Genomic DNA, 21,684 nt, shown 5'->3' with positions numbered 1-21,684 from the left:
ACTTCAATCTTTATTTTCGCAGCTTAATTTGATCTACGTGATGATTGTTGTCCTTATGCATTATAAGATCCGCACGATTTCGGGTGGGCAGAATATTTTGCTGCAAATTAACGTAGTTTATTTCTTTCCAGATCCGCTTTGAAATTTCAATAGATTCCTCTAGAGACAGCTGTGCATATTTTTTGAAATAAGATTGTTCATCTTGGAAGGCAGTATCTCTGAGCTTAATAAACCGATCAATGTACCATGTCTCGATATCGTTCACATCAGCATCCACATAAATAGAAAAATCAAAGAAATCAGATACAAAATAGTTAGGCATATTATGATTATTTGTAATCGAAGTCTGAAGAACATTTAAGCCCTCAACAATTAGAATATCCGGATTCTCAATCGTAATATATTCATCTGGCACAATATCATAAGTTAAGTGAGAGTATACAGGGCTTTGGACCCGCGGCACCCCAGACTTCACATCCGTTAAAAAAGAAATTAAACTACGCGTGTCGTAGCTTTCAGGAAAGCCCTTTTTCGTCATTATACCGCGCTTTTCCAGCTCTGCGTTGGGATGTAGAAAACCATCAGTCGTAACTAAATCCACTTTTGGATGGGAAGGTAATTGTGAGAGGAGTTTTTGTAGGAGTCTGGCCGTAGTGCTTTTACCAACAGCGACACTTCCCGCGATACCTATGATAAATGGACCTTTTTTTAGATCATTGTTCAGAAAGTGATTTATAGACTCATTAAATTTATGAGCAGATAGAAGTTGCAGATTTAGTAAATTGGACAGAGGAAGATAGACTTCGTTAACATCCTCGCTGGAGATTTTTTCATTAATACTTTGGACTTCCATAAGTTCTTCTTCTGATAATTGGATAGCGGTGAAATCGCTTAGTTTTTTCCAATCCTCACGTAAATAAAGTGTATATGCTGAATTATTCACCATTAAATTTTCCACATCCCTGAAGTTTTTAGAGATTTCTTATGCACTTAGGTATTATAACCGTTCATACAGCTTCATTCCATTCATTGTAATCGACATAATTATGGACATTAAGGAGATTGCATTTCAGTAAATGGGAAAATCAATTAAAATATAGAATATTAGGAAGGATGGGGTGGGGCAATGGGAGTTTTTCGAAAAGTTGAATTATTGAAGGATTACACACGCACGGAAACGTTCCAAGAAGAGTCAGAGGGAAGGAAAATAGTTATAAGTATTTATTATCCGGATACAGAGGGTGTATTAAATAAAAACGCATCTGCAATGAAATATATGGAGCTTTTCGGGCCCTGTGAACAACAGGCGAGAGAGCTTCTACAAGATATTGGCATGAACATGGAAATCATAAATACATTATCTACCTCAATCAGCGATCGGACCTTTCAAAGCAAATCCAAACGCTCCTATCCAGTCATCATCTACTCACCTGCATTAGGTTTAGATAGAGATATGTATATTTATAATATAGAAGCGCTGGCCAAGCAAGGTTTCATAGTGGTAACGGTCAGTGCTGCGTACGAAGCTATGTTTACTGTTTGCCCTAGTGGAGAATTTATTAATCAATCCGAAGCCATGAGGCAAATAAAAGCTGCGGATTATACCGATTTACATAACTTAATTTCCATTCGAAAAAAAGATATTCAATACGTTCTGGATCACCTGTCCACGCTTAATTCTATGGATAAAGATGTGAAGGGCTTATTTGATATGAATAAGATTGGTATTATCGGCCATTCCATCGGCGGTGCTACTGCATTAGATTTAACTATGGAAGACGATAGAATTAAAGCTGCTATTTTATTAGATGCAAGCATGCACTTATATATTGAGAATGAAGAGAAGAACAATACTGTGCCGCTTCTTGTATTAAGGCAAAAGGCCTCGACCTTAGAATCCTTAAGTAATATATTACAGGAGAAACTGGCAAATGATTTCATCAAAGGACAAGAGGCGCTTTTTCAGAATTGGAACGGATATAAATCTTTTCTGAAAATACGAAAGGCTACACATATGTCATTTAGCGATCTGCCCCTTTATGAGGAAGGAGAGAATTTAAAACAAAGAACCTGTGAAATTCATACTTGCTTAAATGAGCTTATAAGTAAGTTCCTTGTGGAGCATCTTTTAGATCAGGGGCAAGGTTATTCGGCATTAATTAGTAGGGTTCATAAAGATTTTTGTGAGATCCATGGTAGTGGAGAAGAAATTCTGTAAATTAGCAATAAACTCTCCTTTGTTTATACCGATAAACATATATAAGGGAGGGAATTATGAATGCATTCTGCTCAGTCTAATGAGAAAATATGTAATCATATTGAAAAATACATAGGTGTTATTGATAATGTTTTTAAAGAAATTATTTCAGGTGTTCTGTCGATAGATATTCTAATTCTTGATCCGACGCCTGAGCGGAACTTCTATACTTTAATTACCTCTGGAATGAGCGAATTACCGATGACGGTGCCAGAAGGTGCAGAAGAATATCAATATGCTGAACTAATGATTTGTCTCCCTCCTACCTGGAAGCTGTCGGATGAGGCTTTTAAGGATGAACGGAATTATTGGCCGATTCGAGCCCTGAAAACAATGGCTAGGTTTCCGCATGAATATAATACATGGCTTTATATGGGGCATACGCTTGTGAACGGTAATCCCGCCCAGCCTTATAGTGAGGATACAGGATTTCAAGGGATGTTCGTTTGGGTTCCAGATGTAAAAGATAAAGCCGGTTTCTTTAATTTAGAAATGAGCCATGAGAAAGTGGTGCACTTTTATACGTTAATTCCGCTCTATGGGGAGGAGTTAGATTATAAAATCAAGCATAGCGAGGAAGAGTTACTACACAAGTTAAATAAGATTGGGGTTACGGATGTTTTGGATCCTTCCCGTAAAAATAGTTGTAAGAAGTTATGGGGACTCTTTTAAATACAAGAAAAAACGGCTGAGAGCCGTTTTTTTATTTTTTGATTCCAAAAGCAATCCAGCGACCATCCACATCTTCGATCACAAATTCCTTGTTATTATAATCGGTGTTTGATAAAGAACGAACAATATGAACACCGGCGGCTTCGAACTCCTTCTCCAACTCTTGTTGCTGCTTCGTAATAAAATAGGCATCGTATCCATAACCGTACAACTCTCGATTGGGAATGACCTTTTGTCCATGGGATTGCGTAAGGATAATCTCTGTATCGTCACGATACAAACAAAGATGTGGTTCTTGTGTATCTAAATAGGGCACAGCTTTAAAACCTAAGTACTGGCTGTAGAAGGCAGCGGTTTGCTCAATATTCAACGTAGGGAAAATACTATGTGATTGTAAGAGCTTTTTGTCCACGAGTGAGGTCATCCTTTCAAAGAAAAATAGATATCCATATATTACCTTAAGATAGAAGTTTCAACAATACACGGAGTTTCCATTTAGCAGAAGATTATTCACGGTTGACATCATCGCTATTCTATAATAATATACATGCATGAGCATGCATTTATAAATATTTTATATAAGATGAACTTAGAAACTCATGTTCACTGGAAGCATTGATCATACTATACTTAGTTTTTTATAAAGAGGAGAGATATCATGAAGGACTTGTTCACCCCGTATGAATTGAAGGATTTGAAGCTGAAGAACCGCGTGGTTATGCCTCCAATGTGTCAGTATTCAGTGTCTAACAAAGACGGGATTGCTACGGATTGGCATTATAATCATTACGTAAGCCGCGCTGTTGGCGGAACCGGATTAATTATTATTGAAATGACGGACGTGGAGCCTGATGGCCGGATTACTGATTTTGATCTTGGCATTTGGTCTGATGAGCAAATTCCTGCACTGGCCAGAATCGTTGAAGCTTGTCATTCATATGGTGCTAAAGTGGGTATTCAGATTGCACACGCCGGACGTAAAGCAGAAGATGCAGCAGTTCCTGTATCCTCCTCTAACGTTCCTTTTGATGCTGACTCCAAAACACCACGTGCCTTAACAACTGAAGAAGTGAAAACTATGGTTGAGAAATTCCGGTTGGGCGTGAAGCGGGCGATTCAAGCGGGATTTGATGTTATCGAGCTTCATGGAGCGCATGGTTACCTTATTCATCAGTTCCATTCCCCTCTAACCAATCAAAGAACAGATGAATATGGCAAGGATTTAACACTGTTTGGTACAGAAGTCATTCGCGCAGCAAAAAGTGAAATGCCGGAAGGAATGCCATTAATTATGCGTATCTCGGCTCAAGAATATGTTGAGGGCGGGTACGGTATCAAAGAAAGCTTGGAATTTAGTAAAGCTTACAAAGAAGCAGGCGCAGATATTTTTCATATCAGTGCAGGTGGTGAAGGTCCTATCGCAGCTGCCGGGAAACCAGGGACGCATGCAGCTTATCAGGTCCCTTTGGCTAGAGAAATCAAATATGGCTTGAATGTTCCGGTTATTGCGGTTGGCAGATTGGATGAGCCTGTACTTGCTAATGCCGTGATTGGGAATGAGGAAGCTGATCTTGTTGCCGTGGGCCGGGGCATGTTGAGAAATCCATACTGGACGCTGGAAGCAGGGGTCGAGCTTCAGAAAGATGCTGGTATTCCCAGACAATATTCTTTCGGGTTTCCAAGAATTAATGGATAAAGATTAATTTAAATGGTGTGAAGTCTAAACAAAATAATTGTAAAGTGTGGAGGGGCCGGCTTCTTGGAGAAACGGTCTCTCCTCTTTTTTTAAAATAAAATAAAGTATAAGTATCGAACCTATACTTTATGTATGGTTGTGGATTGTAGTACTATTATATAGAAGGAAAAGATCATGAAAAGCCATACACCCGGGAGATGAATAATAAAATGGGCGACATTCTTAACAATGAACTTATAACGAGTTGGTTGACGTTAACGCATATACAAATGAATGTGACGAATGAATTGGAAGCTAATCTACAAGCCAAACATGGCTTATCCTTGAAAGAATTTTATTTGCTGTTATTTTTGTCGGAAGCGCCGGAGAAGAAACTGAAATTGCAGAAGCTCGAAGCTATGGTGGGTTTAAGCCAGAGTGCAGTTTCCCGACTGGTTAGTCGGTTTGAGGCCAAAGGCTGTGGCGCTTTAGAAAGAAAAGCGTGTGATGCTGATCGCAGAAGTATCTATACTGCCTTGACTGCCATTGGCGAAGACAAGCTCCTTCGTGCACAAGATACCTTTCAAGAGACCCTGCTTGCAGCTTTTCCAGAAAAAGATGTGAAAGAGCTTTTGAATCAAATGCTTCGCATGAAGCAACAGTCATGAATTCACAATAAAACCTCTGTTTTGGTAAATGGATCGAATCTCCATTTCCCATACAGAGGTTTTTTAGTGTGGGGCGCTATTTACATCCTACCTGTTCATTCTACTGTTGCTGGGAAAGCCGGTAATAATTATAGTCTTCATGTTCAATTGTAATCTCGTCAAGAAGCTCGAAACCACATTTTTGAATGACTCTATTAGACGGGATATTGTGTTTCAGAGCAATGGCGTTTAATACATCGGTAGAGCTATTATCAAACAAATACTTAATTAATCCCTTGGCAGCTTGAGTAGTGTAGCCTTTACCGCGATGATCCTTGGATATGGCATACATAATCTCTCTGTTAGGAACAGGCAATTCATCCTTAATTCCTGTACAACACCAACCAATAAACTCACCGGACTCTTTTAAAATAATGCCTAAACGAAGACGAAGCTCTCCGATATCTCCGCCCGCTGAGATCGCTTGAAGAAACTGCTGGTTCTCTTTTATTTCATAGTTTATTAACCAGTCCAACCGTTGTTCTTTAGGAACATTCCAATCTGGCAAGAATTCAATAATTTCAGGCTGTAGAGTAAGCGCATGAAACTCCTCTAAATCCTCCACGCTATACTCCCGCAGAAAAATATCTTTACAATCAATCGTAAATAAATCACTAGAATTGGCCTCTTCATTCACAACCTCGCTCAACTTGTACCACTCCTTTATTAACTAACAGATATTTTACCATGAAACAAATGATTGATTTGGTAATATTTGATTATAAAAATTGTTTTCTTTTATTTCACATAAATATTAATTGGTTAATATATTAATTGACTATAAAATATGTTATTATGTTTCGTATAAACGGCAATGAACTAATTTGGTTAGGTTTTTAAGATTTCTACTATAAAGATAACAGGTGATCTTCTATGAAAAATAACAACGGTAACAAATTTATTAATGGTAGTCTAATTGCGCATTATAAGTTTGATAATCCAGAGGATGTAGGTCAAGATTTCTCGGGGAACGGCAATGATGGAACCGCTTCAGGTACGAAGCTGCCGACTATTAAATCCGTAGCAGGTAGACAAGCTGTTGCGCTTGCTGGGGGAGAACATGGCACATCTTATATTTCATTACCTAACGATCTGCTTAAAGAGGTCAGTGACCATACAGGAATTACGATTTCGACCTGGATGTATGTAAGCAAAGCTTCAAGCTTATGGGAAAGAATTTTTGATTTTGGTAAAGGTGAAACAGGACCTTATCTTTTTGTAACCCGCAATTTGCGGGGCACTTGTTTTGCAGGGGAAGACTTAATTGCAGATCCAGGGAAATCCTTTGCGACTGATGAATGGGTACACGTTTCCTTTGCAGTTACAGGCACAAAAGGTGGAACACTAAGCAGTGCAGGACCTGTGATGTATGTAAATGGTGAAGTAGTTGCGGATGGCATGATCAGCCAAACCTCTAGTGGCACATATGCTAAGCTGCGCACATGGTTTGCTACTTTTGAAGATCAAATGAATTATAGCAATAATACAATCGGGAAATCCCAGTACGCGGCAGATGTTGATTTTGGCGGCTATATTTCGGACTTCCGTGTATATAAAGCAGGCTTAACTCAAGATGAAGTGATTGAAATTATGTGCGAATCTTTGACGGATGAAGATATCGTTAAGCTTGCAAAAGATAAATACTTAACCTTCCCAAGCTCGATTATTACCAAAGATATCGAATTACCAGCTTCGCTGATGGGCGGGAAAGTTGACGTATCTTGGGTATCCAGCGATACCAAAGTCATTTCTAATGAAGGCGTTGTGAATAAAGGAGTTCAATCTGCTCAAGGCGTAACACTTACAGCACACTTGAAAAAGGGAGCTAGTATAGTAGAAAAGAGCTTCACTGTGTCTGTGCTTCCGGAAGATTTGCCACCTTACACCTTAACGATTGACGGCAATCAGGAGATTTTGGATGTTAGCCAAATTCTATATGGTTTATTCTATGAGGACATTAACAATGCAGCAGACGGTGGGATCTATGCAGAGCTAGTGCAGAATCGCTCCTTCGAATCTTTTGCTTTTGACAGCTATTCGCATGTATGTGGTGTACATGGTGCTTCCACCGGAAGAAATTATACACCTCTTCACGCATGGTCTGGGGATACAGACCAAATGACTGTCCATAATACAGGCGGATTAAACGATTTCTTCGGCATCGATGATAAAGATATGAATGCGCATTATGTGACGGTAGCGGATGGCGCGACGATTAATAATAGAGGTTTCGCCGATTCCAATCAGCACTGCTCGATGTTTATTCAGGAAGATGCCAAGTACAACTTCACGATTTGGGCGAAGGCAGAAGCAGCGGGCACAATTACCTTGCAATTGCTCGACAAAGACGGTAAAGCCATCAGCGATACTGCAGTTGTTGAAGTGAACGGTGACGGCAGCTGGAAGAAGTATGGTGTCGATTCAAAGCTTGTATTAACAGGATCTGAAACTGTGCTTGGTCAGCTGGCTTTAACCTTTAACGGTGAGATCTCCATTGATATGGTTTCCTTAATTCCTGATGACGTTTGGGGCGCTGGTGAAGAGGAACGTTCTGCTACAGCTCATGCTAACTATAAAGGAAATTCAAACTATAGATTGCGAAAAGACTTAGTGAATGCACTCGTTGATCTTCATCCTACCTTCCTGCGTTTCCCTGGGGGTTGTATTTCTGAAGGTTCTCACATTTGGGAGAACGTGTACGATTGGAAAGAGTCCGTCAACGATATCGAATTGCGCAAAGAGAACTATAACGTATGGGGCTACATGATGACCATGGGTCTTGGATATATGGAGTATTTCCAATTAGCCGAGGATTTGAACGCAACACCACTTCCGGTTATGGCCTGCGGCGTACTCTGTCAAGCTCGTTCGGATTATGCGAATCCAGCTGGCGGTGCGTTAAGAGATTATTATGTGAAGAACTTTACGGATCTGATTGATTTTGCGATTAGCATGGATTTTGACAATAATGAGTGGGCTGCATTGCGTAAAAAGATGGGCCATGAAGCAGCGTTTGATCTGCGTTATTTGGGTGTGGGGAATGAAAACTGGGGTACAGAGTTTTTCGCCAACTTCGAATATTTTAAAACAGTGATTGATGAGTATATGGTGAAGAACTATCCTGATCATGAATTGACTATTCTCTCTACCGTGGGTGCACAGGCAGATGATGATGCTTACCAGCAAGGTTGGAAATTCCTAAGCGGAAATTTACAGGGCTCGGAAAAAATCAGCTTTACGGATGGTACATCGAGCATCGAAGAGACTGTTACCTGGTACGAAAAACAAAAGAACTACATGGATACCATTGCGGATGAGCATTACTACCGTTCCAATGAATATTTGTTAGAGAATGCTGATCGTTACAACTACTATTACAGAGCCTATAAGGAAGACGGCAGCTTGGATGAGGCTGAAACTTCAAAGGTTTTTGTGGGTGAATATGCTTCCACAGATAAAAACACATTGGCAGGAGCTGTTGCTGAGGCGGCGATTATGTCCAGCTTCGAGAATAACTCTGATGTGATTAGATTGGCGGCAACGGCACCGTTGTTCAACAAGGTTCTGACAGATGGCACCTATAGATGGACACCGGATTGCATCTGGTTCGATGATGAAACCGTATGGTACACACCGAACTATTATGTTCAGCAGCTGTATGCTAAATACCTGGGAACCAAAGTGGTTGGCACCTCATTTTCGACTTATCGCAACGGGGAGAAGGTAGACCTCATTCCTCATGGAGGAATTGAAGTGGCTGCCGGGAAATCAGCTGTGATCGTGAAACGGGTGAAAGTGACTTCGAATGTAGATGACAGTGTATGGTTGGATCAAGATTTCACGCAGCCGCTGGATGAAGCTTGGAAAGTGATTCCTGGCTCTGCCGGATATACGATTGATCCTTCCAAAGGTCTGGTATTGAAAGCGCAGAATGGCGGATTGAATGGATTGTATATCCTTAATGATGCGTGGACTAATTATAAAGTAGAGGTTGTAGCTGAAAAAGCTTCTGGCGAAGATGGCTTCTATGTAGGCGCAGGTCTGACAGAAACCTCACCGGAAAATAAAGATGTTATCGAATATGCGATTGGCTACAATGGCGATGCCACAGGAGTTAAGGTGTACAAGCAAGGGATTGAGGCTTATACTCTCGGCGATTATTCCTCTAGTACCGCTGCTGGTAACCTTAGAGCCAGTTGCTATGAAGAGCTTGCGGATCATACGGAATATACCATCACCGTTAATTATGGCGGAGCAGATGGCAAACATTTGATTTGCTCTTATACAGATGGCAAGGTAACAAGCAAAGTACTGGATTATAAGCTTGAGGCTTATAACAGAGAGGTATACAATTCCGTAACTAAAGATGATAAGCATCTTTATGTGAAGCTTGTAAATGCGGATGGTGTAGAAAAAGCAACGAAGCTTGATCTAAAAGGCTTAAAAGTAGCTGCTACGGGTAAACGGATTACCTTAACCGGAGACGCCTCGCTGGTTCACACACCTAATGTGAACAGAAAAAATGATGAGAAGGTTACACCAGTTGAAACGGAAATCGTAATTGATAAAGACACGGCAATTGTGAAGCTAGCTGCCAATTCCGTGAATGTGATTGTTCTGGATCTGATTTAATAGAAAATATGCTGTTCAACACGCGCCGATCTTTTTGTTCGGCGCGTGTTGTTGTTTAACAAGCCTCTAAATCGGTTGATGATTATATAGAGAGAACTGCCCACTTGCTTGATGAATCTCAGAATCTATCTTACACTGGTGAAAGTACAATCACCGACTGACCCTCCAGCCCGCGATCCTCCCAGATGTTTTATCCACAGTTGCCTTCATTACTCCAGAATACAGTGCATACCCTAGCCCCTAAAAAGGAGAACGATAAAATGATGAAATCATTCAAAACGGACTGGAAAGCAAATCTGAAAAATCCTCAAACGATTATGGCCTTGTTTACTTATCGTTATGGAAATTGGGTGTATTATCGAGTGAAGAATGGCATCGTGCGAAAACCTTTGTGGCTTTTGTATCGGATAATGGATGTGCTTTTTGTCCGTATTCTTGCGAATGGCGAGCTTCACGCTCAAGCTCAAATTGGTGACGCGCTTCATTTACCGCATGGTTTAAATGGGATTATCATTAGTCCTAAAGCGGTGCTTGGAAGCCATGCTACTATTTTTCATCAAGTGACTATTGGCGGGAGAAATAACTTAGGAGAGCCAGTGATTGGAGACAGAGCTTTTATTGGAGTAGGCTCCAAGATTCTTGGACCGGTTGTCATTGGTAACGATGTTAATATCGGGGCCATGTCTGTCGTGGTAAAGGATGTGCCGGATAACGCTTCGGCTGTAGGTATTCCTGCTAAAAATATATTGCGGAGTGAACCGAAACCAGAGAATACAAGATAAAGACGTTAGGTTCTAGTACATAGGGTACGCGTGCGCTTTATTTTAATATCTTACAGGGTATAATTAAAGCATCCAAGTAATCTTGTAATAACCTTCTAGAGATCGGAGTAATGAAATGAAATATAGCAATTTAGAAGAGTGTGTTAATGATTTAGAGAAACACGGACATTTAGTTCGTATTCATGAAGAAGTGGACCCTTATCTAGAGATGGCGGCGATTCACCTAAAGGTTTATGAGGCTGGTGGACCTGCATTATTATTTGAAAATGTAAAAGGCTCGAAGTTTCGGGCCGTATCTAACCTTTTTGGAACGATAGAGCGCAGTAAGTTTATCTTTCGGCGTACTTGGGACTCCACACATAACGTAATTGCCCTTCGCAACGATCCCGTAAAAGCACTCAAAAATCCATTTAAATATGTTGGTACCGGATTATCCGCGAGAAAAGCATTGCCGATTAAAAAGCCAGGGGGTCTGCCAAGCGGTTTTCAGGAAATTAGTATCTCTGATCTTCCGCTAATCACACATTGGCCGGGAGATGGTGGTGCTTTTGTAACCTTGCCGCAGGTGTATTCAGAAGATCCGGACAAGCCGGGCATTATGAACTCCAATCTGGGAATGTACCGTGTGCAGCTGACTGGAAATGAGTATGAATTAAATAAAGAAGTGGGCATTCATTATCAAATTCATCGCGGCATTGGCGTACATCAGGAAAAAGCGAACCGCCAAGGACAACCGCTTAAAGTAAGTTGTTTTATCGGTGGACCACCCGCTCACTCTTTATCGGCGGTTATGCCTTTGCCTGAGGGAATGAGTGAGATGATCGTTGCAGGATTACTTTCAGGACGCCATTTCAGCTATAGCTATGTGGATGGTTATTGTATCAGCAATGATGCGGACTTTGTAATAACAGGTGAAATTCACCCTGGTGAGACGAAGCCGGAGGGGCCTTTTGGCGACCATTTAGGCTATTATAGCTTGGTTCACCCTTTCCCAGTAATGAGAGTACATAAAGTGTACGCCAGAAAAAATGCAATCTTTCCATTTACGGTTGTCGGCCGGCCGCCACAAGAGGATACCGCGTTTGGTGAGTTAATTCACGAGCTGACAGGTGGGGCTATCCGCCAAGAAATTCCGGGCGTCAAAGAAGTTCATGCAGTCGATGCTGCGGGTGTTCATCCCCTGCTGTTCGCCATTGGCAGTGAACGTTATACGCCTTATCAGCAAGTAAAGCAGCCAGCGGAAATTCTGACCATTGCTAACCGGATTTTAGGGACGGGTCAGCTTAGTTTAGCTAAGTTTTTGTTTATTACAGCAGAAGAGAATCAGCCTATCAGCACACATAATATCGAGGATTTCTTGACGTATATCTTAGAGCGGATTAATCTTCATAGAGATATTCATTTCTATACCAATACCACGATTGATACACTTGATTATTCCGGCACAGGATTAAACAGCGGAAGTAAAGTGATCTTCGCAGCAGTAGGGGATAAGAAAAGAGAGCTATGTACAGAGGTGCCAGGCCTGCTGAAAGAATTACATGGATTTGAACATGCACGAATGGTGATGCCTGGTCTTGTTGCCCTTCAAGGCGCTAAATTCACAAGCTACGCTGAAGCAGCACTGGAAATGAACAAGCTTAGTGAAGCTATTCAGGAGCAAGGGTCACTTCCTTCTTGCCCAATGATTATTTTGTGTGATGATAGCGAGTTTTTGAGTGAAAAGATCGACAATTTCCTATGGGCGACGTTCACCCGAAGTAATCCATCTCATGATATCTATGGAGTGAACAGTTCTACTGAGTATAAACATTGGTCCTGTGACAACGTGATTATTGATGCTCGGGTAAAACCCCATCAAGCCCCGCCACTGATCCCGGACCCAACCGTTCAAAAGCATATCGAACGATTATTTGCGTCAGGTGGCAGTTTAAGCAGAGTTAAGATATAGAGAAACATTTATCGGCCTTCTTGGGAATCCAAGGAGGCCTATTTGCTGTTTGTGAAATGATTTTGCTCATATGAAATAAAAAAGGAATAGGGGTATTATGGGGTGTATGGTATATATTTACTATTAATATTGGGGAAGTGTTGTTCTGATGGAAATTATGGAAACCGAACGTTTATGGATTAGAAGGTTCTCAGCAGAGGATTGGAAAGACCTTCATGAATATTTGTCGCAAGAAAGTGTTGTGAAATATGAGCCCTATTCCGTGTTTAATGCAGATGAATCTCGCACTGAGGCGCTCAGACGGTCATCGGACCGTGCTTTTTGGGCAGTCTGTCTTAAATCTACGACAAAAATGATCGGCAACTTATATTTTCAAGCGAGCGAACCAAAGGTTTTTGGCGTTTGGGAATTTGGATATGTTTTTAACCCTGATTTTCAGGGAAGCGGGTATGCTACAGAGGCTTGTAATCAATTGTTAAACTATGGCTTTGATAATCTGAAAATGAGACGTGTGATTGCGAACTGTGATCCCGAAAATACACGCTCATGGAAACTGCTTGAACGATTGAAGCTTCGTCGAGAAGGACATTTTTTGCAGACGGGTTATTTTAAATACGATAGTAATGGAGAGCCAATCTGGCATGATACTTATTCCTATGGATTGCTCAGAAGCGAATGGTTAAGGATGAAGGAATAGCAAAACTGTTGTCGTAATCTCAAAAGCGGGTGTCCCCTCACTGATTCTTCTGTCCTAACTTCTTCCCAAATCGTAGGTTTTTATAACTATAGGCGAAGAAATTGAACGGTTTAGTGTATGATAAAATCTGTTTTTTAAATGTTCAGAGTGACACTTAGGTGGTAGTATCGTGTTGGATATGAGTGAAACTGGAATCAGCTACCATCCAGCTTCCTGAGCAAAGAGGAGGGGATACGCGCACGAAGTGAACTTATATTTGAAGAACGAATGACAACGAAGCTTATTGTAAGCGTTTACTACAACGGGGCTAGATGCGTACTAAGTTCTTTCAATCATAAGAAAGCGGGTGAAGCACGGAAGATGAAGAGGAATAAACTTGGAAATAAAATATTTATGGTGTTATTGTCGTGGATCTTCATTTGTTCATCAATACTTCCATCTACAACATTTGGGGGGCAACAGGCCAGTGCAGCTTCAGGCCCAATAACCTTGCAATATGATTTTGGAACAGCAACAAGTCCTGTTATGAGTGGTTATACAGGCGTGCATGAATCTGAATTATATACGAATGAGCTAGGGTATGGTTTAGATCAGGCGGTTGCTTCAAGGAATCGTTCGGGTGGAGACGATATGACCAACGATTTTGTATTGGGACTGTCCTATTCTTTTTTGGTGGATCTTCCTAATGGGGATTACGATGTGACTGTATACTCAGGAGATTTACTAGCGGGTACAAGTACAACCAAAACTACGATTACTTTGGAGGGTAGTACGGCTGGGTCGATAAGCAGCAAGCAAGCTGTAAATCAAGCTACCTACCGGACGACTGTTCAAGATGGTCAACTGACCGTCGGCATTACGGGTACAGGGGTTGGCGGATATTTAAATGGACTAATTATTCAGCAGATTGTACCAGGTCCATTGAAAGCCCCTGAGGGATTAGTGGTTCATAATATCACTCCCACTGAGGTATCTCTGGGGTGGAGCAGCGTGACAGAAGCAGTCTATTACAATATTTATCGAACGGTTCTTCCTAGTGGAACCCTTCAAGCCATAGGTCAAGCTGCTGCTAACAGCTACGTGGATTCAGACGTAAATGAAGGCAGTGGTTACATTTACAATGTGTCAGCTGTAAATGGAAAGGGTGAGGAGTCTGCTTTGAGCGCATCTGTGACCGTAGACAAAATTCCGGGGGTAGAGGTTCCCGCAGCACCAACCGGTCTTTCAATTGTCAGTGTCGGTGTAAGTTCTGTTCAACTGAATTGGAACAGTGTGGCTGGAGCTAGCCGCTATACGATCTTAAGGTCTGATTCAGCAGATGGAACATTCCATGAGATTGGTCAGTCAGAGAAGACGACATTTACGGATGCCTCAGCGGACACCTCAAAACGGCAATATTATGGGGTGAAGGCAGCCAATGACCAAGGCGAATCAGAGCTATCTAACATGGTGGAAAGCGCTGTGTATTCGCCTCCTGGAACTTTGCCAGAAGGGGATGTTTATTCCTTTGATTTTGGCCCGGGTGCTGTGGCTGAAGGTTATCTTAAGGTAGATGCAGGGGTATCTTATTCCTCTGAGGTTAAATATGGATTTACAGATATATCGAAAGTAACTGGGGGAGACCGAGGAACCTCAGATCCTTTGCGATCAGATTTTGTGGTCCCTAAGGATGCAACTTTTAATGTAGATTTACCGAATGGCGATTATACAGTGTCACTTATCGCTGGTGACAGCGCCGGAGATACAGAGATTGGCATCAAAGTCGAATCCATTCAAAAAGTTCAACAGACGAGCAAAACAGCAGGCCAGTATTTGGAAATGAGCTTTGACATCGCTTTGGTGGATGGACAAATGAACTTGGTGTTCTCTGGCACTAAGCCAAATATCAATGCACTGGTGATTACTAAGCAGCCAGACCGTCCTGCTAATGAATTGCCAACAGTTTATATTGCGGGTGATTCAACCGTGCAGACTTATGATCCTTATTGGATACCACAGGCAGGCTGGGGACAAATGATTCCTGATTTCTTTAGCGAGGAAGTAACGTTTAAGAATCACGCTATCGGAGGACGCAGCTCTAAGTCATTTATTGTCGAGGGAAGGCTGGATGAAGTGCTGCGTAAGATCCAACCGGGTGATTATTTCCTGATCCAGTTTGGTCATAATGACGCAACGATTAGCGTTCCAGACCGATATGCTTCTCCAGCCGATTACAAAGTTTATTTAAAAACATATGTCAATGGAGCTAGGCAAAGAGGAGCAACTCCGATTCTGGTGACCCCCATGGGGCGCAGAGATTATAATGCTGCGAGCGAAAAATTCAATGTGAGCTTTCCAGAATATGTGCAGGCTATGAAAGAGGTAGCAAGTGAACTTGATGTTGATTTGGTCGATCTTAGCGCACTCAGTGTAGCTTTTTACAATTCTATCGGTTTTGCAGCTACACGCTCTGTATTCCTTCACCTCGATGCAGGGATATATGGTGCTTTCCCAAATGGCTCGACAGACGATACTCACTTTCAAGAATACGGAGCCATTCAAATGGCCCGTCTGCTGGCCAAAGGAATAGGGGAATTAAATATTCCACTCTCCAGCTTTGTGCAGGACATCAAACAGCCGGAAACGGTGCCTGTGAAGCCTGAAGGTCTTGTAGCTGGGAGTATCAGTAATGCAGGTGCAGTACTGAAATGGAATAAAGTAGAAGGTACAGATATCTATAAAATCTATCGTAAGCTAGCGGCAGAAGCCGAATCTGCTTATACATTAGCGGGAACTTCAACTGTCCCTTCATTGACATTAAGCGGGTTGGTTGAAGGTCAAAGCTACTCGGTAAGAGTGACTGCAGTGAACGGGCTAGGAGAGTCTGAGCCTTCAGATGAAGTGAAGCTGACTACGAAATCCGCCCAGTATCGTTATGATTTTGGACCTGTTGGTTCACCCGTTGCTGCGGGTTATACGGAAGTGAATGTGAATGTCCTGTATACCCCAGAACGTGGATATGGTTTGACCTCGAGTGCAGGGATGATTGATCGGGATCGGGGAAATGCGACGGACGATCTGCGCAGAGATTTTGTGATTTATTTTGGAGGATCGTATGAATTCAAAGTTGATTTACCCAATGGTTATTATTCTGTTAAGACCTATACAGGAGATTGGATTGGATCTGCCAAGACGAATGTAGCCATTGAAGGCAAAGATTACGGAACAGTCTCCTCAGGTAAGGAAAATATTGCTGAGAAGCTGTATAACCAGATTGCTGTCAAAGACGGGCAGATGAATCTTGTCTTTAGTGGCACAACCGCTCATCTCAATGGCCTGGAGATCACACCGTTATTATTAGCCCCAACGAATCTGAAACTGGGTAGCCTGGATTTAAACAGTGAGCCTATCACAGCTAATCTTTCTTGGGATAGTATGGAGAGTGCGCTGAAATACCGTGTATATCGTCAGGCTACGGTTGCGAATAGTGCAGAGCTGCTGGGCGAGACAACAGAGCCGCTCTACACAGATACCACTGCGGATATTGGTATGGAATATATCTATACGGTAACTTCGGTCGACAGCACGGGACTGGAATCTGTAGGCTCCAATGCGCTAAAAGTGTCTATGATTGACCCCTCCGTAGCAAAAGCAGCCGTACCTAGTGGTCTAGCTGTACAATCTACGAACAAAAATGATGTGACCTTTACTTGGAATGAGGTACCGGATGCACGGATGTTCAACATTTATCGTGCGAAATCCTCAGACAGTGAGTTCATCCTGATCGGCAAATCATTCGAAGCTTCGTACACAGACACGACCGTTCTGACTACCATTCCTTACTATTACAAAGTAGCCTCGGTAAATGCAGGCGGCATCTCTGATCTATCCGCTACGTTGGAAACCTCAGCGGTGACAACTTTATACCGGAAGATGGAGGCGCTGAATCGTGCGCCTGTAGCGGTTAAGACAGATGAGGGTGTTTATATCAGCTGGCGGATGTTAGGTCTGGATCCGGAAACGATAGGATTCAATCTGTATCGTGGCGATAAGAAACTTAATGATTCGTTGATTACTCAAAACACGAACTATCTCGATACTAAAGGCACGGAGGATGCCAAATATAGAATCACATCAGTAATCAATGGAGTCGAGAAATCTGCTTCGGAACCATTCAGCGTATGGCAGAAGCAATATCTATCGATCCCTTTGCAAAAGCCAGCAGATGATTACACCAAGGATGGTCAACCGTATACGTATAGTGCGGGAGATGCAAGTGTAGGTGATTTGGACGGTGATGGTGTATATGAAATCATCATGTTGTGGTCACCTTCGAACAGCAAGGATAACTCTCAAGCTGGGTATACTGGACTTGTCTATATGGACGCTTATAAATTAGATGGAACTCGCTTATGGCGGATTAATTTAGGGCCTAATATTCGTGCCGGCGCACACTATTCTCCATTCCTGGTATATGATCTGGATAGTGATGGACGTGCCGAAATTATGATCAAGACGGCAGATGGCACAGTGGACGGTCAAGGAAAAGTCATCGGCAATGCCAGTGCAGACTATCGTAACAGTTCGGGTTATGTGCTGCTGGGCAATGAATATTTAACGGTGTTCGAAGGGGCAACAGGCCGGGCATTGGATACCGTTGATTATGATCCGCCACGTGGAGATGTTGGCGCTTGGGGGGATACCTATGGTAACCGTGTAGACCGCTTTTTGGCAGCTGTAGCTTATTTAGACGGCGAGCAGCCAAGCGTGATTTTTAGCCGCGGTTATTATACTAGAACCGTACTTGCAGCTTACAATTATCGCGAGGGCAAGCTCGAGAAAGTATGGCGTTTCGATTCTAATGATGAAGGATATGGAGACTACGTTGGTCAAGGAAACCACAATCTTTCTGTAGGCGATGTGGACGGCGACGGCAAGGACGAAATAACCTTCGGCGCGATGGCAATCGACGATGACGGATTGCCGCTGTATAATACAAAGCTTGGCCATGGTGATGCAATTCATTTCGGAGACCTTGATCCTACCAGACCCGGGCTGGAAGTCTTTGATGTTCATGAGCATACCGATTCGAAGTATGGGATTGAAATGCGTGATGCAGCTACAGGAGAAATATTATGGGGTGTATTCACGGGGATTGATACTGGACGGGGAATGTCAGCAGATATTGATCCGCGATATGCTGGCGAAGAGGTATGGGCTGCAACGATCACCAACGAGGAGCATATACCAGTTACGGGCCTATACAGTGCGCAAGGGGAACTAATCACTAAAAAACTGCCTTCCTCCACGAATTTTGGTATTTGGTGGGATGGTGATCTTTTACGTGAATTACTGGATGCGAATCGAGTGGATAAGTGGGACTATACCAACCAGACAACGGTTAACTTATTGACGGCTGTAGGTGCTTCTTCAAATAATGGCACCAAAGCGAATCCAAGCTTGCAGGCAGATCTGTTCGGGGATTGGCGTGAAGAAGTGATCTGGCGGGCAACGGACAGTTCTGAACTACGGATCTACACAACAACGGATATGACAGATTATCGTATTCGCACATTGATGCATGATCCGATCTACCGGCTGGCAGTAGCTTGGCAAAATGTAGGCTATAATCAACCTCCGCACCCTGGATTCTTTCTTGGTGAAGGGATGGAACAACCAGCGGCTCCAAAAATTCAATATGTAGGCTCACCGGGAGAAACTGAAGATACTACACCACCTACGATTTCTGGTTTACCTTCTGCTCAAATGAGTGAAACAGATGTATTGAAGGTGCAGGTCGTAGCGGAAGATCCAGAGTCTGGCATTCGCAGTCTGGATATTACCTTTGATGGTAAACCTGTCGTTTATGGAGATGAGATTCCACTCACAGGGCTTGCGGGAGCGCATACGTTCATCGCAACAGCCATTAATAACGCTGGACTTTCGACGACAGAACAAGTGATTGTGTTCGTAAGTGGACCTCAGAAGGCTACAGGTGTTCCGGGGCAATGGGTTCTATCCAATAATAATGGGCAGGATACAGGACTTTTGGACGGGGATTACCAAATCACAATGAATATGTGGTGGGGCAATAATGGTACGGTCTACAAGCTATATGAGAATGGTGCCTTAATCGACACGCAAACCTTACGTGATGATTCCCCAGCTGCACAGACTGCAGTGACTAATATTACCGGAAAAGAAAACGGAACCTACACCTATACGGCTGAGCTGACCAATTCTTTTGGCACAACGGTGTCTGCTGCTCATGTAGTTATCGTGAAGGATGCTGCACCAGCTAAGCCGGTGTTGTCCAATGACAACTGGGATGGTGATGGAGAGTATAAAGTGACCATGAATTTATGGTGGGGGATGAACGGCAAAGAGTATCGCTTGTATGAGAACGGAATACTGATCGATACTCAGACTTTAACAGCGGGCACCCCAAACGCACAAACGGCTTCTACTTCTATCACTAACCGTTCTCCAGGCGTCTATGAATACCGGGCTGAACTGTTGAATGATCAAGGGGTAAATGAGAGTGCGATCATGAAAGTTACGGTAAAATAAGTGAATATTTGTTAAAAAAGCGCCTAAGTCGGTAATATCCGGCTAGGCGCTTTTTTAAGATTATCTAAGATTTAAAGGATTCTGCAAGACTAATTCTCCTATCAGCCTCATATGAATCTAAACAACGAATGATAGGGGGATTGTAAATATGGATTTGACGCATATGATCTCAAAGCTTGTGGTAGTTATACATGTTATAGCATCCATAGTGGGAATTGGACCAGCTTTTGTGCTGCCAATACTGACAAGCTCAGCCAAGACAGGTAGTCAGCTTCGTTTTGTATTTGGTCTTATGAAGAAAATAAACAGATTCCCTAAGACAGGTGGGATCACCCTGATCGTTACAGGTATTTTGTTAATGATCATAGATAAAATGGGCTTGTCGGTGTTGTGGTTAAATCTGTCGTTATTATTTTTTATCGTGATCGAAGTGATTATTATTGGAATGGTTGAGCCCCGATTGAAAAAGCTAACCCAGCTCGTAATGACCAGCGAAGGGGAAGAAATTCCTGATGGTTATACTACCGCTATGAACAAGATCGCTCCGCTAGAAGCGGCGGTTCATGTACTTACTATCGTCATTATTATATTAATGGTAGTAAAGCCGGTATAAGATCATAACGCCTATTCTCAATGATCTCTTCATAATCGCGGATGAGTCCATCAAAAATATTCTCCCAAGAGCGGCCGAGTGCCAGCTGTCGACCTTCATGCCCCATAGCAGCTAGCTTTTGAGGGTGCTCTACATATGCACAAATCTCACGAATAAAAGCATCCGGGCAGCGGGGCTCGACAATCATTCCTGTGCGGCCGGGTGTGACCAGATCCTTCACCCCACCTTCATTTACTGCGAGGACAGGCAGTCCTGAGGCCATAGCCTCTAAGACAACATTACCGAAGGTTTCTGTACTGGAAGGGAAGATGAACAGATCTGCGGAGGCATATAATTGGGCAAGCTCGTCACCATGTTTATAGCCTGTAAACGTGACATTATGCGGCGCCTGTGCCCGCATTTCCGGCAGAAGGGGACCGTCTCCAACGACCAGCCAATGAACCTGAGATTGCGTAGATTCGGGCAATTGCTGCATGGCGAGAGCAAGCGTCTGTATATCTTTTTCAGGGGCGATTCTTCCCACATATAGAAGCAGTAACGGTGCGGTAATTCCGTAGCGCTCACGGACCTCATGGCTGCGTTTTTTGGGGGTATACTGCTGGCAGTCGATGCCTCTGGACCATAGCTTCAGGCGATGAAAGCCTTGAGCTTGGAGGGAATCGAGGGTTTCGTAGGATGGTGCAAAGGTGGCATCACAGGAGCGGTGAAACCACTTCATGTATTTCCAATAGAGCGGAGCGATTTTTTTCATCCGGTAATATTCAAGATAGCGGTCAAAATGGGTATGATAGGAGGCGACATGGGGCAGATCATGTTTGCGCGCATAACGAAGGCCGCAGAGACCGATATTGAACGGAGTTGCCATATGAAGCAGATCGGGACGAAAAGCTTTCAGCTCTGATTGGATAGAGGACATATTGGGCAGTGCGAGTCTACATTCAGGGTATAAGAAAAAGGGGATGCTGGTAATGGGACGTATGGGATCGGCATAACTGTCTTCAGGAGCAGATTTTGGTGAGAAAAGCAGATGTTCAATACCGCGCTCTTTCAAATGGGTGGTTAATCGTTGAAGCGTACGTGAAACTCCGTTGGTTTGCGGAAGAAATGTGTCCGTGAATAAAGCAAGACGCATGGAACCCCTCCCAGGTA

Annotated in this window: 14 protein-coding genes; 10 read left to right on the top strand and 4 right to left on the bottom strand. The window is 42.8% G+C overall.

Going from position 1 to position 21,684, the window contains the following annotated elements:
• Nucleotides 1-10: 10 nt before the first annotated feature.
• Nucleotides 11-946: a type I pantothenate kinase gene (gene coaA, locus MHH63_RS18350; RefSeq protein WP_341171895.1), complete on the bottom strand. Its 936-nt coding sequence runs from the start codon at nt 944-946 to the stop codon at nt 11-13.
• A 180-nt stretch (nt 947-1,126) separates the two neighbouring features.
• Here coaA and MHH63_RS18345 point away from each other — a divergent pair, with 180 nt between their 5' ends.
• Entirely contained in the window at nt 1,127-2,218 is a 1,092-nt protein-coding gene (locus MHH63_RS18345) for an alpha/beta hydrolase (protein ID WP_076191209.1), read from the top strand.
• A 60-nt stretch (nt 2,219-2,278) separates the two neighbouring features.
• On the top strand, nt 2,279-2,929 hold the full coding sequence (locus MHH63_RS18340) for a suppressor of fused domain protein (protein WP_076124958.1): 651 nt from the start codon (nt 2,279-2,281) through the stop codon (nt 2,927-2,929).
• Between the two features lie 31 nt (nt 2,930-2,960).
• On the opposite strand, the gene MHH63_RS18335 is transcribed toward MHH63_RS18340, so the two are convergent.
• Nucleotides 2,961-3,341: a VOC family protein gene (locus tag MHH63_RS18335; RefSeq protein ID WP_076191215.1), complete on the bottom strand. Its 381-nt coding sequence runs from the start codon at nt 3,339-3,341 to the stop codon at nt 2,961-2,963.
• A 246-nt stretch (nt 3,342-3,587) separates the two neighbouring features.
• On the opposite strand from MHH63_RS18335, the gene MHH63_RS18330 reads away from it, so the two are divergent.
• Complete coding sequence (locus MHH63_RS18330; RefSeq protein WP_076191218.1) at nt 3,588-4,625, top strand: NADH:flavin oxidoreductase/NADH oxidase; 1,038 nt, start codon at nt 3,588-3,590, stop codon at nt 4,623-4,625.
• A 197-nt stretch (nt 4,626-4,822) separates the two neighbouring features.
• Complete coding sequence (locus MHH63_RS18325; RefSeq protein WP_256720936.1) at nt 4,823-5,272, top strand: MarR family winged helix-turn-helix transcriptional regulator; 450 nt, start codon at nt 4,823-4,825, stop codon at nt 5,270-5,272.
• 100 nt (nt 5,273-5,372) lie between these two features.
• Here the strand turns inward: MHH63_RS18325 and MHH63_RS18320 are convergent, their stop codons facing one another.
• Nucleotides 5,373-5,960 (bottom strand): GNAT family N-acetyltransferase, encoded by a 588-nt coding sequence (locus MHH63_RS18320; RefSeq protein WP_256716512.1) that lies wholly within the window; start codon nt 5,958-5,960, stop codon nt 5,373-5,375.
• A 224-nt stretch (nt 5,961-6,184) separates the two neighbouring features.
• Between MHH63_RS18320 and MHH63_RS18315 the strand changes: the two genes are divergently transcribed.
• From MHH63_RS18315 to MHH63_RS18290, 6 genes are all read left to right on the top strand, one after another.
• Nucleotides 6,185-9,943 carry an alpha-L-arabinofuranosidase C-terminal domain-containing protein gene (locus MHH63_RS18315; protein WP_341171894.1) on the top strand — a complete coding sequence of 1,253 codons (3,759 nt, stop codon included), beginning with the start codon at nt 6,185-6,187 and terminating at the stop codon, nt 9,941-9,943.
• Between the two features lie 260 nt (nt 9,944-10,203).
• On the top strand, nt 10,204-10,725 hold the full coding sequence (locus MHH63_RS18310) for a serine O-acetyltransferase (RefSeq protein ID WP_036679239.1): 522 nt from the start codon (nt 10,204-10,206) through the stop codon (nt 10,723-10,725).
• A gap of 115 nt (nt 10,726-10,840) precedes the next feature.
• Nucleotides 10,841-12,676, top strand: coding sequence for a UbiD family decarboxylase (locus MHH63_RS18305; protein ID WP_340975493.1), 1,836 nt, complete (start codon nt 10,841-10,843; stop codon nt 12,674-12,676).
• A gap of 157 nt (nt 12,677-12,833) precedes the next feature.
• A complete protein-coding gene (locus MHH63_RS18300) occupies nt 12,834-13,373 on the top strand; it encodes a GNAT family N-acetyltransferase (RefSeq protein ID WP_076125152.1) in 540 nt (179 codons plus the stop codon).
• A 360-nt stretch (nt 13,374-13,733) separates the two neighbouring features.
• Nucleotides 13,734-19,922 (top strand): rhamnogalacturonan lyase family protein, encoded by a 6,189-nt coding sequence (locus MHH63_RS18295; protein WP_341171893.1) that lies wholly within the window; start codon nt 13,734-13,736, stop codon nt 19,920-19,922.
• A gap of 148 nt (nt 19,923-20,070) precedes the next feature.
• Complete coding sequence (locus MHH63_RS18290) at nt 20,071-20,535, top strand: DUF2269 family protein (protein ID WP_232061246.1); 465 nt, start codon at nt 20,071-20,073, stop codon at nt 20,533-20,535.
• Here MHH63_RS18290 and MHH63_RS18285 read toward each other — a convergent pair.
• Entirely contained in the window at nt 20,507-21,667 is a 1,161-nt protein-coding gene (locus MHH63_RS18285; protein WP_076304401.1) for a glycosyltransferase family 4 protein, read from the bottom strand. The two genes, MHH63_RS18290 and MHH63_RS18285, sit on opposite strands and share 29 nt — an antisense overlap.
• Between the last annotated feature and the right edge of the window lie 17 nt (nt 21,668-21,684).

It is taken from the genome of Paenibacillus sp. FSL H3-0310 (assembly GCF_038002785.1).
Taxonomy (GTDB): Bacteria; Bacillota; Bacilli; order Paenibacillales; family Paenibacillaceae; genus Paenibacillus_AQ; species Paenibacillus_AQ odorifer.
This window is presented reverse-complemented; position numbering and strand designations above follow the sequence as displayed.